At 72.0% G+C, this 14,433-nt stretch carries 13 protein-coding genes; 4 read left to right on the top strand and 9 right to left on the bottom strand.

Annotated elements, in window-relative coordinates:
* A partial coding sequence (locus AWZ10_RS27080) for a neocarzinostatin apoprotein domain-containing protein (RefSeq protein ID WP_060892275.1) occupies positions 1 to 779 on the bottom strand: 779 nt, incomplete at its 3' end.
* 125 nt (positions 780 to 904) lie between these two features.
* On the opposite strand from AWZ10_RS27080, the gene AWZ10_RS27075 reads away from it, so the two are divergent.
* Complete coding sequence (locus AWZ10_RS27075; protein ID WP_408993026.1) at positions 905 to 1,930, top strand: heme/hemin ABC transporter substrate-binding protein; 1,026 nt, start codon at positions 905 to 907, stop codon at positions 1,928 to 1,930.
* A 227-nt stretch (positions 1,931 to 2,157) separates the two neighbouring features.
* Here the strand turns inward: AWZ10_RS27075 and paaE are convergent, their stop codons facing one another.
* The 5 genes from paaE to paaA are packed head-to-tail and all read right to left on the bottom strand — an operon-like array spanning position 2,158 to position 6,067.
* A complete protein-coding gene (paaE, locus tag AWZ10_RS27070; RefSeq protein WP_060892273.1) occupies positions 2,158 to 3,360 on the bottom strand; it encodes a 1,2-phenylacetyl-CoA epoxidase subunit PaaE in 1,203 nt (400 codons plus the stop codon).
* The gene (gene paaD, locus AWZ10_RS27065) at positions 3,360 to 3,866 is read right to left on the bottom strand and encodes a 1,2-phenylacetyl-CoA epoxidase subunit PaaD (RefSeq protein ID WP_060892272.1); all 507 of its coding nucleotides are present in this window, start codon (positions 3,864 to 3,866) and stop codon (positions 3,360 to 3,362) included. The genes paaE and paaD overlap by 1 nt, the downstream gene beginning before the upstream one ends.
* Positions 3,860 to 4,687 (bottom strand): 1,2-phenylacetyl-CoA epoxidase subunit PaaC, encoded by an 828-nt coding sequence (gene paaC / locus AWZ10_RS27060; RefSeq protein ID WP_060892271.1) that lies wholly within the window; start codon positions 4,685 to 4,687, stop codon positions 3,860 to 3,862. Before paaC ends, paaD begins: the two co-directional genes overlap by 7 nt.
* Positions 4,688 to 4,697: 10 nt before the next feature.
* The gene (gene paaB, locus AWZ10_RS27055; RefSeq protein WP_079104451.1) at positions 4,698 to 5,066 is read right to left on the bottom strand and encodes a 1,2-phenylacetyl-CoA epoxidase subunit PaaB; all 369 of its coding nucleotides are present in this window, start codon (positions 5,064 to 5,066) and stop codon (positions 4,698 to 4,700) included.
* On the bottom strand, positions 5,063 to 6,067 hold the full coding sequence (paaA, locus tag AWZ10_RS27050) for a 1,2-phenylacetyl-CoA epoxidase subunit PaaA (protein ID WP_060892270.1): 1,005 nt from the start codon (positions 6,065 to 6,067) through the stop codon (positions 5,063 to 5,065). The genes paaB and paaA overlap by 4 nt, the downstream gene beginning before the upstream one ends.
* A 196-nt stretch (positions 6,068 to 6,263) precedes the next feature.
* Between paaA and paaK the strand changes: the two genes are divergently transcribed.
* Positions 6,264 to 7,583, top strand: coding sequence for a phenylacetate--CoA ligase PaaK (paaK, locus tag AWZ10_RS27045; RefSeq protein WP_060892269.1), 1,320 nt, complete (start codon positions 6,264 to 6,266; stop codon positions 7,581 to 7,583).
* Between the two features lie 112 nt (positions 7,584 to 7,695).
* Here paaK and AWZ10_RS27040 read toward each other — a convergent pair whose 3' ends face one another.
* Positions 7,696 to 9,267: an amidohydrolase gene (locus AWZ10_RS27040; protein WP_060892268.1), complete on the bottom strand. Its 1,572-nt coding sequence runs from the start codon at positions 9,265 to 9,267 to the stop codon at positions 7,696 to 7,698.
* 51 nt (positions 9,268 to 9,318) lie between these two features.
* Positions 9,319 to 10,800 carry an APC family permease gene (locus tag AWZ10_RS27035; RefSeq protein ID WP_060892267.1) on the bottom strand — a complete coding sequence of 494 codons (1,482 nt, stop codon included), beginning with the start codon at positions 10,798 to 10,800 and terminating at the stop codon, positions 9,319 to 9,321.
* A 145-nt stretch (positions 10,801 to 10,945) separates the two neighbouring features.
* Between AWZ10_RS27035 and AWZ10_RS27030 the strand changes: the two genes are divergently transcribed.
* Together AWZ10_RS27030 and AWZ10_RS27025 are read left to right on the top strand one after the other, a co-directional pair.
* Positions 10,946 to 11,563: a TetR/AcrR family transcriptional regulator C-terminal domain-containing protein gene (locus AWZ10_RS27030; RefSeq protein WP_060892266.1), complete on the top strand. Its 618-nt coding sequence runs from the start codon at positions 10,946 to 10,948 to the stop codon at positions 11,561 to 11,563.
* A 67-nt stretch (positions 11,564 to 11,630) separates the two neighbouring features.
* Complete coding sequence (locus AWZ10_RS27025; protein ID WP_060892265.1) at positions 11,631 to 13,802, top strand: TerD family protein; 2,172 nt, start codon at positions 11,631 to 11,633, stop codon at positions 13,800 to 13,802.
* Positions 13,803 to 14,080: 278 nt separating this feature from the next.
* On the opposite strand, the gene AWZ10_RS27020 is transcribed toward AWZ10_RS27025, so the two are convergent.
* Positions 14,081 to 14,433: fructosamine kinase family protein (locus AWZ10_RS27020; RefSeq protein ID WP_159058348.1), on the bottom strand; the 353-nt coding region annotated here is incomplete at its 5' end.

The raw sequence follows: 14,433 nt of genomic DNA, 5'->3' as shown, positions 1-14,433 counted from the left end.
GTGGTCCGGCGTCGGCGCGCCCAGACCCAGGCAGCCCCGCCGGCGGCGACCAGCCCGGCCGCGGTGATGCCGAGCGGCACGGCGGCGCTGCCGGTGCTGGCCAGCGGGCCGTCCGACGTGTTCGTGTCGCTCGACGTGCCGCCGGTGGCGGTGCCAGTGGTGCCGCCGGTGGTGGTCGCGCTCGTACCGGCCGACGGCGTCGCCGTGCCGTCGGTGCCGGGGTCGTCGCCGCTGTCTGCGTCGGCCCCGGCGAAGGTCACCGGGATACGGACCGTCTGGCTCTGGTCACCGCCCCGGGTGTGGTCGTTGCGGGTGATCACGGAACAGGTCACGCCCGATTCGGCGCAGTCCGTGTTGGCGTCCTTGGCCCGCACCTTGACCTGCACGGAGAACGTGCCCTTGCGCCCGGAGCCCTTGTACGGCTTGGCCAACCCCTCCCCGTACGAGGGCGGGTCGGAGGAGATCCACACCGAGGCACCGGAGTCGCCGGACATGTCGACGCCGCCGATACAGGGAGTGGGGGTCCTGCCGGCGCCGTTGTCCACGCAGAAGGCGACGTAGATGCCCTTCTCGGTGTTGTAGCCGGTGCCGGACACGGTGACCGTCTCGCCGTCCGGGGCGAGTCCGGAGGATTTGGAGACGGTGAGCTTCTGGTCCTCCGGGCCGGTCGCGGAGCCGCCGGCGGCCACCACGGAGGGGGCCGGGAACAGGATCAGGGCACTCGCGACGGCGACGGCCGCCGGGACTGCGCGCAGGGCTCGTAGGCCACATCTGTGCATCGGTGTCAGCACTCCCACCCTAGGTAAGTCAGGTAAGGCTAACCTAAAATAATGAACACCTGATTCAAACGGTAGACATGGAAGGCGGTTCGATGCGAAGGTCCGGAAGTCCTCAACTCGCCATCATGCGAAGGGGAGTTGCCGCACTCGCCGTTGCTTTCGCAATGCTTACGGCCGGATGCGCAGGCAGCGGCAAGGAGGGGGAAGCAAAGGCGGCGAACCCCTCGGCGTCGTCCGCGAGCGCGCGGGCGGCCGCGGCCCAGAAGCAGTTGAGGACCAACTCCGTCGTCCCGCTGAAGGGCGAGGCACCGACGCCCGAGCTGCCCGTCACCGTCGACTCCTCCGACGGCCGCAAGGTCACCGTCGAGGACGCCTCACGGATCCTGCCGCTCAACGGGGGCATAGCGGAGATCGTGTTCACGCTGGGCCTCGGTGACAAGGTCGTCGGCCGGGACATCACCGCGACCTTCGAGGAGGCCAAGGGCCTTCCCCAGGTGACCAAGGCCCACGACGTGAGCGCGGAGAGCGTGCTCTCGCTGGAGCCGACCGTGGTGCTCGCCGACACCGACACCGGGCCCGGCGAGGCCGTCGACCAGATTCGTGAGGCCGGGGTCCCCGTGGTCGTCCTCGATCCGGCCAACGACCTCTCCGACGTGAGCACCCGGACCACACGGGTCGCCGAGGCGCTGGGCGTCCCGGCCGCCGGCAAGGCGCTCAACCAGCGCTTCGCCGACGACCTGAAGGCGGCGCGGGCGGCCGTGCCCGAGGGGAGCAGCCCCAAGGTGGCGTTCCTGTACATGCGTGGCTCGGCGGCCGTCTACCTCATCGGCGGGAAGGGCTCCGGGGCCGACTCCCTCATCGCGGCTGCGGGGGCGGAGGACGCCGGGGTGAACGCCGGTCTGGACAAGCCGTTCACGCCCATCACCAGCGAGGCCCTCGTCAAGGCCCAGCCCGATGTGATCCTCATGATGAGCAAGGGGCTCGAGTCGGTCGGCGGCGTCGACGGGCTGGTGGAGATTCCCGGCATCAGGGAGACCCCGGCCGGGATGGACCGCCGGGTGGTGGATCTGGAGGACGGGGTGCTGCTCAGCTTCGGGCCGCGTACGCCGCTGGTGATCGACATTCTGGTGGAGCGGTTGCACGAGGGGTGACGGCGGGTGGGGTCCCTTTGTCGGGTGCGGGTGGGCGGGGGCCGGCCGCGCAGTTCCCCGCGCCTCTGAGAAGCAGGGGCTGCGCCCTGTGCTCTTCGGCCCGCAGGGCCGTTGTCCTTCAGGCCCGCAGGGCCTGGTCCCCAAGGGGCGCGGGGAACTGCGCGGTCGACCCCCACGCACCCGCACCCGACAGTCCGGCCCTCAGGCCCTCAGGCCCTCAGGCCCCCTCACGTGTCGTAGTCGACCGTCAGCGTCTCCGAGACCGGGAACGACTGACAGGTCAGGACATAGCCCGCGTCGACCTCGGCCGGTTCGAGGGCGAAGTTGCGGCGCATGTCGGCCTTGCCGTCGGTGACCAGGGCCCGGCAGGTGCCGCAGACACCGCCCTTGCAGGCGAAGGGCAGGTCGGGGCGGGTGCGTTGGGCGCCTTCGAGGATGCTCCGCTCGCGGGAGAGCGCGGCGGTGGTGGAGCGGCCGTCGAGGGTGACGGTGACCTCGCTGACGGGGCCCTCGGCCGCGGCCTCCTCGTGCCGGGCCTCCCGTACGGGCTCGTCGTCGGCGTAGAACAGCTCCTGGTGGACGCGGTCGTCCGGCACGTCGAGTCCGGCCAGGACCCGCTGGGCGTCGCGGACCATGCCGTGCGGGCCGCACAGCCACCAGTGGTCCGCCGTGTCGACGTCGACCAGGGCGCCGATGAGCGAGGAGAGCCGGTCGGCGTCGAGGCGGCCCGACAGCACCTCGGCCTCGCGGGGTTCGCGGGACAGGACGTGGGCGAGCTGGAAGCGGGCCGGGTACAGGTCCTTCAGGTCGGCCAGTTCGTCGGCGAACATCACCGTGCCGCTGCGTCGGTTGCCGTAGAAGAGAGTCACCGTCGAACGGGGGTCGGCGGCCAGTACCGACTCGGCGATGGAGACCATGGGCGTGATGCCGGAGCCCGCCGCGATCAGCACGTGGTGGCCGGGGGCGGCGAGGTCGGGGGTGAAGAACCCGGTGGGGCCCATGACCTCGACCGTGTCGCCGTACCGCACATCGTTCACGAGCCACGACGAGAACAGTCCGCCCGGCACGACCCGCACACCGATACGCGGCGCCGAACCGGCCGGCGAGCAGATCGAGTACGAGCGGCGTTCGTCGCGTCCGTCGATCTCGCGCCGCAGTGTCAGCGACTGGCCCGGCGCGAACGCGAACTCCTCCGCCAACTCGGCCGGGATCTCGAACCCCACGGCGACGGCGTCCTCGCAGAGGGGCTGCAGGGACGCGACCCGCAGGGCGTGGAAGGCCGGGCGGCGGGTACGCGGGCGTACCGCCGGGGCCGGGGAACCGGCCGGGGCAGGCGTGCCGGAAGAGGCCGAGGCCGAAGCGGCGGCACCCGCCGGGGCCCCCGGCTCCGTGCGCAGGCCTCCCGTCGGTTCTTCCTTGAGGCCTTCCATCAGATCTCCTTGACGTACTCGAACGGCTCGCGGCAGGCGCGGCAGCGCCACAGGGACTTGCAGGACGTGGCGGCGAAGCGGGAGGTCTCCTCGGTGTCCGCCGAACCGCAGCGAGGGCAGGCGACCGTGCGGCGGGTGGGCGACAGCAGGAGGGGGACCGGGCCCCGGGGGGCGGCTCCGGGCGGGGCGATGCCGTGCTCGGTGAGCTTGCGGCGGCCTGCTTCGGTGATCCAGTCGGTGGTCCAGGGCGGGTTCAGGGCCGTGCGGATCCGGACCCGTTCGTACCCGGCGGCGCGCAGCCGGGCCGCCACATCCGCGCGCATCTCGGCCATGGCCGGGCAGCCGGAGTAGGTCGGGGTCAGGCTCGCGACCACCGTGCCGTCCTCTGTCAGCTCCACGTCCCGCAGGACGCCGAGGTCGGCGAGGGTCAGCATGGGCAGCTCGGGGTCCGGCACCTGCTCGGCGATGAGCCGGGCGCGCCGGGCGTCGGTCGGCGTGGTCACCATGTGGCCTCCGGATGGGCGCGGGCCACGCTCTGCAACTCGGCGAGCAGCGGCGCCAGATGCTCGGTGTGGTCGCCGGTGCGACCCGCACCCGACAGCGGCCGGTACACCGGCATCGGCAGCCCGGCCGCCTCGGTGACCTGGCGGAGCACGGCGGCGACCTCGTCCCGTACGTCGCAGGCGGTGAACAACTCGCCGAAGTACGGGGCCACCTGCTCCATCGCCCTGCGGATGCGCCGGTGCGACTCCTCCGTGCCGTCGCCCAGCCGCACGGCCCATTCGGCGGCGTACTGCCGGTGGTACGTCAGTTCCTTGACGCCCTTGGCCGCGATCGCCGCGAGGACCGGGTCGGGGTGGCCGGTGAGCTGCTCGAAGTGCGCGAGGCGCCACGTGGACAGGACGAGCAGCCGGACGATGGTGAAGGCGAAGTCGCCCCCCGGGAGTTCGGCGAGGCGGACGTTGCGGAAGTCGCCGGCGTCGCGGAAGTAGGCGTACGCGTCCTCACCGCGTCCGGTGCCGTCGACCTGTCCGGCGCGGGAGTACAGCAGACGGGCCTGGCCGAGGAGGTCGAGGCCGATGTTGGCGAGGGCGACCTCCTCCTCCAGTTCGGGCGCGCGGGTGGTCCACTCGGCGAGCCGCTGGGCGGAGATCAGGGCGTCGTCGCCGAGGGCCACGCAGACCGCGGCCAGCGCACCGGCGTCCACACCCTCGGGCACCGTGGTGTCCACGCCGTGCAGCGGGTCCTCGAAGCCGGTGCCGTACGCCCAGCGGGCGTCGTCCTCGTGTCCCTCGGCGAGGGTCAGGTAGACGTGGTCGTCACTCATGCCCTGCTCCTCAGATGTGCGGGACGTCGTCGGGGATGTCGTAGAAGGTGGGATGGCGGTACACCTTGTCGGCGCTGGGCTCGAAGAAGGGGTCCTTCTCGTCGCGCGTGGAGGCGGCGATGTGTTCGGAGCGCACCACCCAGAGGGAGACGCCCTCGTTGCGGCGGGTGTAGAGGTCGCGGGCGTGGGTGAGGGCCATCTGGTCGTCGGCTGCGTGCAGCGAGCCCACGTGGACGTGGTTCAGGCCGCGCTTGCCGCGCACGAAGACCTCGTACAGCGGCCAGTCGCCCTTGTCCGGGCGGACCGTGCCACTGTCCTCCGTCCGGGCCGTGCCGCCTTCGTTCGTCCGGGCCGTGCCACCGTCGTTCGTGCCGGTCATGCCGCCGTCCCCTTCCGGGCTCGCTCGCTCTGCCTGGCGGCGTGGGCGGTGGCCGCCTCGCGCACCCAGGCGCCTTCCTCGTGGGCGGTCCGTCGCCGTTCCGTCCGCTGCTCGTTGCACGGTCCGTCGCCGGAGATCACGCGCTTCAGCTCGGCCCAGTCGGGGGTTCCGAAGTCGTGGCGTCCGCGCTCCTCGTTCCAGCGCAACTCCGGGTCGGGGAGGGTGACGCCGAGCTTGTCGGCCTGCGGGACGGTCATGTCGACGAAGCGCTGCCGCAGCTCGTCGTTGGAGTGCCGCTTGATCTTCCAGGCCATCGACCGCGCGGAGTTGGGCGAGGCGTCGTCGGGCGGGCCGAACATCATCAGCGACGGCCACCACCAGCGGTTCACCGCGTCCTGGACCATCTCGCGCTGCGCCTCGGTGCCGCGCATCATCGTCAGCAGCAGCTCGTAGCCCTGCCGCTGGTGGAACGACTCCTCCTTGCAGATCCGCACCATCGCGCGCGCGTACGGCCCGTACGAACTCCGGCACAGCGGCACCTGGTTGCAGATCGCCGCACCGTCCACGAACCATCCGATGACACCCACGTCGGCGAAGCTCGCCGTCGGGTAGTTGAAGATCGAGGAGTACTTCTGGCGGCCTTCGATCAGCCGCCGGGTCAGGTCCGCGCGGTCCGCGCCGAGGGTCTCGGCCGCCGAGTACAGATAGAGCCCGTGGCCCGCCTCGTCCTGGACCTTGGCGAAGAGGATCGCCTTACGGCGCAGCGAGGGCGCCCGGGTGATCCACTCGCCCTCCGGCTGCATGCCGATGATCTCCGAGTGCGCGTGCTGCGCGATCTGCCGGACGAGCGTCTTCCGGTAGCCCTCGGGCATCCAGTCGCGCGGCTCGATCCGCTGGTCCCGCGCGATCGTCGCGTCGAAGTGCTCCCGCAGCACGTCCTCGGCGTCCGGGGTCACCTCGGAGTCCTGGGACGGCATCCCTGCGGAGTCTGTCGTCGTCATCGATACCAGCTTCCCAACCGACCATTCGTTCGGTACCAGTGTGACGTGATTCGAGCGGACGGGCAAGACCCGCACGCCCCTCTCCCGCGATCAGCGCCTTCTTGACAGGTGACGACAGCCCTGGATTACATGACCGTGACGCACAGCAACCGAACGGTCGGTCGGCCCACGCGGTGGTGGGCACGAAGGAGTCGCGATGAGCAGCCTGGGCGAACCTCTCCCCCACGACCTGCTGGACGACGGCGAGCGCCTCACCCCGGAGCAGCTGCGGGAGCTGCAACTCGACCGGCTGCGGGCGACCTTGCGGCACGCGTACGACCACGTGGAGCTGTACCGGAAGAAGTTCGACGCGGCCGGGGTCGGCCCCGACGACTGCCGTTCCCTCGACGACCTGGCCCGGTTCCCCTTCACCACGAAGGCCGATCTGCGGGACACGTATCCCTTCGGCATGTTCGCCGTACCCCTGGCCGACGTACGACGTGTGCACGCCTCCAGCGGCACCACCGGGCGCCCCACGGTCGTCGGCTACACAGAGAACGACCTCGCCCTGTGGGCTGACGTGGTCGCCCGTTCGATCCGGGCGGCCGGCGGGCGCCCCGGGCACAGGGTGCACGTCTCCTACGGCTACGGCCTGTTCACCGGCGGCCTCGGCGCGCACTACGGGGCCGAGCGCGCCGGTTGCACGGTGATCCCTGCCTCCGGCGGCATGACCGCCCGCCAGGTGCAGCTCATCCAGGACTTCCGTCCCGAGATCATCATGGTGACCCCGTCCTACATGCTCACGCTGCTGGACGAGTTCGAGAAGCAGGGCGTCGACCCGCGCTCCAGTTCCCTGCGGGTGGGCATCTTCGGGGCCGAGCCGTGGACGGAGGAGATGCGCCGGGAGATCGAGGAGCGGGCGGGCCTCCACGCCGTCGACATTTACGGCCTGTCGGAGGTGATCGGCCCGGGGGTCGCGCAGGAGTGCGTGGTGACCAAGGACGGCCTGCACATCTGGGAGGACCACTTCTACCCCGAGGTCGTCGACCCGCTCACGGACGTCGTGCTGCCCGAGGGCGAGGAGGGCGAGATCGTCTTCACCTCCCTCACCAAGGAGGCCCTGCCGATCATCCGCTACCGCACCCGCGACCTGACCCGGCTGCTGCCCGGCACCGCCCGCCCCGCCTTCCGCCGGATGCGCAAGGTCACCGGCCGCTGCGACGACATGATCATCCTGCGCGGGGTGAACGTCTTCCCCAGCCAGATCGAGGAGATCGTGCTGCGCACGCCCGCCGTGGCCCCCCACTTCCAGATCCGGCTGACCCGGCGGGGCCGCATGGACCACATGACGGTCCGGGTCGAGGCGCGGCCGGGGACGGCTCCCGAACAGCGGGAGGCGGCGGCCACGGCGATCACCCGGGCGGTCAAGGACGGTGTGGGCGTCACGGTGGAGGTGACGATCGTCGACCCGGAGACCCTGGAACGCTCGGTCGGCAAACTCAAGCGGGTCAAGGACCTCCGCGACTCCCCGAGCTGACGACCCCGGGCCGGGGCAGCGCCCCTTCAGGGGCGCTGCGAACCGGGCGACCAGCCAGCGACGGCCCGCAGTCGACAGGCGGCGGCAGGCGTGACGGCGCTCTCCGCCTCGCTCAGAGCCCCCGGTGCACCACATGTCCCCCCGTCACGGTAAGAAGGACCGGCGCCTCGGCGACTTCGTCCGCGGGGGCCTCGACGGGGTCGAGTCCCAGAGCCGTGAGATCGGCCCGCAGGCCGGGGGCGACACGGCCGACGGAATCACCCTCACCCGCGGCCAGCGCCGCATGGGTCGTGCAGCCCTCCAGCGCCTGCAGTCCCGTGAGTCCCGCCCCGGACGACGCCGCTCCCCTCGGCTCCCTGGCCGTCGCCAGCACGCCCCGCGCGTCGTGGTGGGCGATGGGCCAGTCCGACCCGAGGGCGACGACCGCGCCGGCGTCCCGCAGATCGCGCAACCGCCACGCCCGCCCCGCCCGCTCCTCCCCCAGCCGCACCGACCACGCGTCGGACAGGTCGGCCCGCGTGTAGCCCGTATGCGGAGGCTGCATGGAGGCGATGACCCCCACCTCGGCGAACCGTGCCACCAGATCGTCCGGCACCGACTCGATGTGCTCGACGCGGTGCGCGAGCCGCCCGCCCGGCCCCAGGGAGGCGACGGTGTCGAGGACGTGGCGTACGGCGGCGTCCCCGATCGCGTGGGTCGCCGTACGCACCCCGGCTCGGTGCAGCCGCCGTACGGCGGAGCTGTACGCGGCCGGGTCGGGCCAGAACGCGTCGGTGCCCTGGCCGTGGCAGTCGGGGTGGTCCAGCCAGGCGGTGCCGCCCTCCACGGTGCCGTCCATGAAGAACTTCACCCCGCCGACCTGCCAGTGCCGTCCGCCCCGGCCCTGGAGCGCGACGAGTTGCGCCAGGTCGTCCGCGTCGGCGCCCGGCATGCACCAGGGCGCGAAGCGCAGCCGCAGCGGCAGTACGGAGTCCTCGGCGACCGCGCCCACCATGTCGAGGTCGCCGAGGTCCATGACATGGGCACCGGTGAGGCCGGTGGCGGCCATCTCGCCCAGCAGCTCGGCCAGCCGGGCGCGTCGTTCGGTGTACGACGGCCGGGGCATGACGGGCTGGACGAGTTCCATCGCGGCGTGCTCGACGAGGTGGCCGGTGAGCCGTCCGTCGGCGTCGACGGCGAGGTGCGAGCGCTGTTCGAAGGCGCGCGGTCCGGTGATGCCGGCGGCCCTGAGGGCGGCCCCGCTGACGAGGGCGGAGTGGCCGTCGTACAGGCGCAGGAAGGCGGGAGCACCGAGCAGGACGTCCTCGACGAGGGCGCGGTCGATGGTGCGGCCGCCGAAAACGTTGTGGTCGAGGCCATAGCCGATGACCCAGCCGTCGACACGTTCTCCCGAGGTGAGCGCGGCGCGCAGTCCGTCGAGGTCGCGTACGGCGGTGAGGTCGATGCCGGTGGCCATGTCCAGGCCCCAGACGGGGTGGCTGTGGCTGTCCACCAGGCCGGGCACCAGTCGGCCGCCGCCCAGGTCCACGACCTCGGTGCCCGGTCCGCGCCAGTCCCGCACGTCCGCCGCCTCGCCCACGGCGGCGATCAGGCCGTCGTGCACGGCGACCGCTGTGGCGTACGGCCGCTCCGGATCCAGGGTGCGGACGTGGGTGCCGGTGATGACGAGGTCGGCGGTGGGCATGGAGAGGTCTCCTCCGGGTGATGGGGGCGGTGGTGGGCGGCCGGGGCGGGGTCAGTCGCCGGATGCGGCCGGTGGTTCGGCGGCGAAGTTCGCGTAGACCTCGGGGCGGGCCCTGCGCAGCCACCGGGCGAGGGCGAGGCCGATGACGAGGACCGCCGGAACGAGGGCCGCGAGGAAGGTGTTGACCGCCGTGGAGGCACCGGTGAACCGGTCGAGGTGGCTGACGACCAGGGCGATGGCGCCGGTCAGGAGCGCCGCCGCGACGACGGGCGCGACGACCGTGCGCACGACACCCTCGGTGTGGGTGACGCGCCGGAAGTAGAAGGGCACGGCGAGCGCGGCGAGCACCTGCAGCAGCATCAGGGCGAGCATGCCGGGGGTGTTCACCCACAGCAGCAGTTGCATGTACGGGTCGGCGCCGGCCGCGGCGAACGCCAGGACGACGATCGCGCCGAGGACGGTCTGGGCGATGCCCGCGACGTACGGGGAGCGGTGGCTCGGATGGACGCGGGCCAGGGCCCTGGGGAGGATCCCCTCCTCGGCGAGAGCGAGGCCGTAGCGGTTGATGGCGTTGTGGAAGGCGAGGAGGGAGGCGAGGACGCTGGTGACGATGAGGACGCGCATCACGTCGGCCGCCCAGGGGCCGACGTAGGTCGTGATGGCGGAGAAGAACAGGTCGGCGGGGTTGGCGCCGGCCGCCGCGATGACCTGGGCGTCACCGAAGGCCTGGATCACGGTCCACACGATGAAGGCGTAGAACAGGCCGAGGAAGCCGATGGCGAGGTAGGTGGCGCGGGGCACCGTGCGGGCCGGGTCGCGGGCCTCGCGGCGGTAGATGACGGTGGACTCGAAGCCGGTGAACGCGGCGAACGCGAAGGCCAGGACGGCCACCATGCCGGAGACCATGACGTTGTCCGGGGCGAAGGAGGCGAGGGAGAGGCCGTCGGCGCCACCCTTGACCAGCACTCCCCCGGCGAGCAGCACGAGGATGCCGGTCTCGGCGACGAGCAGGACGCCGAGGAGCTTGGCGCCGAAGTCGATGGACCGGTAGCCGGCCCAGCCGATGAGCAGCAGGCCCACGAGGGAGACCGGCAGCCAGGGGACGTCCGCACCGAACAGGGAGTGGGCGGTGTCCCGGGTGGCGGTGCCGAGGAGGCCGTAGACGCCGATCTCCATGCCGTTGTAGCCGGTGAGTGCGAGGAGTGCCGCGCCGATGCCGGCCCGGCGGCCGAGGCCGCGGGTGATGTACGCGTAGAAGGCGCCGGCGCTGCGGACGTGGCGGCTCATGGTGGTGAAGCCGACGGCGAAGACGGCGAGGGTGAGCCCGGCCAGGAGATAGCCGACGGGGGCGCCGATGCCGCCCATCAGGATGGCGAGCGGGGCGACTCCGGCCATCACGGTGAGCGGGGCGGCGGCGGAGACGACGAAGAAGGCGATGTCGGTGGTGCCGAGGGAGCCGGAGCGGAGGGACGGGGTCGGGGAGGATCCGCTTTCGGCCGGGCCTGCGGCGGTCGCGTCGGGGGTGACGGTCATGGGGGAAAGCCCTTCTGGCTGCGGGCAGGGACGAGGGTGCCGGGCCGTGCGGGGTGACCTGAGCCCACAAACCTAAAGGCTTTTGGTTTTTGCAATGTAGCCTTCACCTCGGACTACTGGGAAGACCCCGGAGGGGACGGACACCATGGGACGGCCGCGCACACCCCTGCTCGACAGGGAGCGCATCACCACCACCGCGCTGGAACTCCTCGACGCACAGGGCGAGTTCAGCGTTCCGCAGATCGCACGGCGGCTCGGGGTGCAGACCGGCTCGGTGTACCACCATGTGGACGGCCGGGACGGCATCGTGGAGCTGCTGCGGGAGCGGGTCGCGGAGGGCATCGACGTCTCCGCCCTCGACCTCCGCCCCTGGGACGTGGCCCTGGAGGCGTGGGCCCGCTCCTACCGCGCCGCCTTCGCGGCCCATCCCCGGGCCGTCCCGCTGCTGATGACGTCCCCGGTACGGGCCCCGCGCGTCCTCGAACAGTACGAGCGGGCCGTCACCCTGCTCCTCGAAGCGGGCTTCCCGCTCCCGGACGTGATGCCGGTGCTGGTCGCCTTGGAGAACGTCGTCCTGGGCTCGGCACTGGACCTCGCCGCTCCCGTGGCCATGTGGGAGATCACCGACGCGTCGGCCACGCCGCGCCTGGCACAGGCGCTGGACGCGGTGGGCGACGGTCGTGCCGACGCCGCCTTCGAGGTGGCCCTCGACGGCTTCCTCGCGCATGCGCGGCGCGGGCTGGAAACACACGCACAGGTGTAGACACGGACGGGCGGCGTACGAAAAAACCCCTGTGCGCCGACTCGCACACCTCTGCGATCATCCCCGAATGGCGCAGAGTCTCGAATCACTGGTCATCCGGCACACCCACCGCCTTCCCGCCCCCAAGGGGTCCGCCGGCGAAGGCACCGCCGCCGCGCGGCAGTTCGACGCCGCCCTCATGGGTGTGGGCTTCAAGCTCTCGGCGGAGCTGCTGGAGCGCCTGTCGGGGCTGTCGGGGGCCACGGTCCTGCACACCGCCGGGCGGACACTGCGCACCGTGAGCGAGATGGTGGGCGACCACGTCCGGCACAACTCCTACTTCATCGACTTCCCGGCGAACGTGCCGGACACCGAGGAGTTCTGGACGCGGTGCGTGGCGCAGGCACTCGGCGACGAGAAGGCCCGCGAGAACGTGCTGACACAGCTGGCGAACGGGGTGCTCGACCTGCTCAGCCTCCCCACGTACGGCCGCTACCAGCACACCTACGAGGAGATGCTCGCGGCGCAGGACGAGCTGATCGCCTCGGCGGGCGACCGGGTGACCGTCCTGCACCTGGGCCGGGACCTGGACGACGAACTCACCGATCTGTACCTGGCCCTGGCGGGCAGCACGACCCCGCTGGGCGAGGACCACCTGCGTGACCTCAAGGTGCTCGCCGAGCGGTGCGCGCTCGGCCCCCAGCCGGAGCGGATCCCGGTCCGGGAGAACCGGGCGGTGGTCAACGAGGCCCGGCTCGGCGTCGGCGCGGACCTCCTCCTCGACACCGTCACCGATGTGCTGCGGCTGGCCTGCGCGCTGTCGGGGGGCGACGTGACGCTGCAGAAGCCGGCCCGGTTCCGGGCACTGTCGCGGCCGGTGCGCCGGGGGCTGCTCGCCGGCCTCGACGCCGTGGTCGCGGCGAGCCCAGCGAAGCTCGCCGATGTGCACGCGCACCGGGAGCCCTTCAAGCGGCTCGGTGAGCGGCTCCACCCGCACGAGTACCCGCGCTGGCCGCACGCCGCCGATGTGTTCGCCGTCGCGCGGGGCGAGAAGGAGGCGCGGTCCTTCGGCAGCCGGGTGGAGAAGCTGCTCGACGAGTTCGACGTGCTCGGCGCGGTGAGGCTGCTGCAGTCCGCTCCCGGCACGCTGTTCCGCGCCCTGGACCTGCTGCTGCGCATCGCCGCCGACCAGGCGGAGCGGGACGCGGTGGTGGCCGCCGCCGTGGAGGTCGCCCCCAAGGTCTCCGGCCGGGTCGTGCTCGCGGTCCGCGAACACTTCCACAACCGGGAGCGGGAGAGCGACGAGCCCCGCGTCTTCGTCAACCGCCGGGGTCGCGCCTGGGTGACTCCCGACGTCCGGCCGCCCGTACCGGCCGCCGACCGCGACCGGCTGATCGCCGCCCTCGACGCCGAGCTGCGCCGCCGGCTCCCCACGCCGGGCCGACTGCTGATCGACCCCGACGTCCTCGACGTGGCGCTCCCGCTCAGCGGCCGGGCGACCGCGGCCGGGCTCGGCGTGCTGCCGCGAGGGTCGGTCTCGACGGTCGAGGGCGACCGGTTGCGCTTCTTCGTGTACTGGAAGGAGACCGAGTTCCGGACCGACTACGACCTGTCGGCACTGCTTCTGCACTCCGACTACAGCACCGACTCCTGGCTCTCCTACACGTCCCTCACGGCGGTCGGGGGCAGGCACTCGGGCGACATCACCGAGGCGCCCGACGGGGCCTCGGAGTTCATCGACCTGTCCCTGGACCGGGTGCGCAGCTCGTTCATCGTTCCGCAGGTCGACATCTACGCGGGCGAGGGCTTCGAGGAGGTCGAGGAGTCGTTCTTCGGGTTCATGGTGCGCGACGGTGAGCAGAAGGGCCGGCCCTTCGAGCCGCGCACGGTGCGGATGAAGTCGGAGCTGCGCGGGGTGGGCAAGGTCGCGCTGCCGCTGGTGTTCCGGCGCGAGGACGACGGCCGGTGGCGAGCGAAGTGGCTGCACCTGTATCTGAGGGGCATCTCGTCGGCCAACCGGGTCGAGGAGAACCAGGTATCGGTGTCCAAGGTGGTGCGCGCCCTCGTGGAGCGCGAGCAGCTGACGGTGGGGTACCTGATCGACCTGATGGCGCGCGACACCACGGTCATGGACCTGTGGGACGGCGGGCCGGTCCCGGACGAGCCCGTGACGTACATCGGTCTCGAACGGCCCGAGGGGCTGCACCCGGACTCCCGGGTCATCACCCTCGGAAATCTGCGCGACCTGATCCCGGGCTGAGTGCTAGCGTTGCCTGTGGCGAGGCCATGAAGGGGCTTCCTTCTCATTTTACTCCAAATGAAATCAAGTCCTTTCGCTCTCCTCGCCACCGACTTCGAACCGGGAGGCGCCACGTCGGCGCCTCCCGATTTCGTTCCCGCTGTCACCGCTTCGTTCCGGCTGTCACCGCGGCCCGCGGTGAGGCCACGGGGAGACTTCCTCCTCACCGCCGTAGAAGCGACTGACCGCAAGTCCCTTCGCTCTCCTCACCTCCATGTCGCTCCGGGCGGCGCCCGCGCTCACCGCGCGAGCGCCGCCCGAGCCGCTTGCAGGGCCTGATCCGCGTAGCCACGGCCGAAGAGCACGGCGTGCACCAGCAGCGGGAAGAGCTGGTGGAGGCCGACGCGGTCCTGCCAGCCGTCGGCGAGGGGCGCCGCCCGCTGATAGCCGTCGAGGATGTGGCCCAGGTGGGGACAGCCGAAGAGGGCCAGCATCGCGAGGTCGGTCTCGCGGTGGCCGCCGTGCGCGGCCGGGTCGATGAGCCGGGCATGGCCGTCGGCACCCCACAGGACGTTGCCGTTCCAGAGGTCGCCGTGCAGCCGGGCGGGCGGCTCTGCGGGGCCCGCGAGGTCCGGCAGCCGCGCGCAGACCT

The organism is Streptomyces europaeiscabiei (assembly GCF_001550375.1).
Taxonomy (GTDB): domain Bacteria; phylum Actinomycetota; class Actinomycetes; order Streptomycetales; family Streptomycetaceae; genus Streptomyces; species Streptomyces europaeiscabiei.
The sequence above is the reverse complement of the archived record's forward strand: the minus strand, read 5'-3'. Positions and strand labels throughout refer to the sequence as shown.

Bases quoted from the DNA above. Each gene is read 5' to 3' on its own strand.
- AWZ10_RS27075 (WP_408993026.1), top strand. From the start codon at position 905: ATGCGAAGGGGAGTTGCCGCACTCGCCGTTGCTTTCGCAATGCTTACG.
- paaE (WP_060892273.1), bottom strand. From the start codon at position 3,360: ATGGAAGGCCTCAAGGAAGAACCGACGGGAGGCCTGCGCACGGAGCCG.
- paaD (WP_060892272.1), bottom strand. From the start codon at position 3,866: ATGGTGACCACGCCGACCGACGCCCGGCGCGCCCGGCTCATCGCCGAG.
- paaC (WP_060892271.1), bottom strand. From the start codon at position 4,687: ATGAGTGACGACCACGTCTACCTGACCCTCGCCGAGGGACACGAGGAC.
- paaB (WP_079104451.1), bottom strand. From the start codon at position 5,066: ATGACCGGCACGAACGACGGTGGCACGGCCCGGACGAACGAAGGCGGC.
- paaA (WP_060892270.1), bottom strand. From the start codon at position 6,067: ATGACGACGACAGACTCCGCAGGGATGCCGTCCCAGGACTCCGAGGTG.
- paaK (WP_060892269.1), top strand. From the start codon at position 6,264: ATGAGCAGCCTGGGCGAACCTCTCCCCCACGACCTGCTGGACGACGGC.
- AWZ10_RS27040 (WP_060892268.1), bottom strand. From the start codon at position 9,267: ATGCCCACCGCCGACCTCGTCATCACCGGCACCCACGTCCGCACCCTG.
- AWZ10_RS27035 (WP_060892267.1), bottom strand. From the start codon at position 10,800: ATGACCGTCACCCCCGACGCGACCGCCGCAGGCCCGGCCGAAAGCGGA.
- AWZ10_RS27030 (WP_060892266.1), top strand. From the start codon at position 10,946: ATGGGACGGCCGCGCACACCCCTGCTCGACAGGGAGCGCATCACCACC.
- AWZ10_RS27025 (WP_060892265.1), top strand. From the start codon at position 11,631: ATGGCGCAGAGTCTCGAATCACTGGTCATCCGGCACACCCACCGCCTT.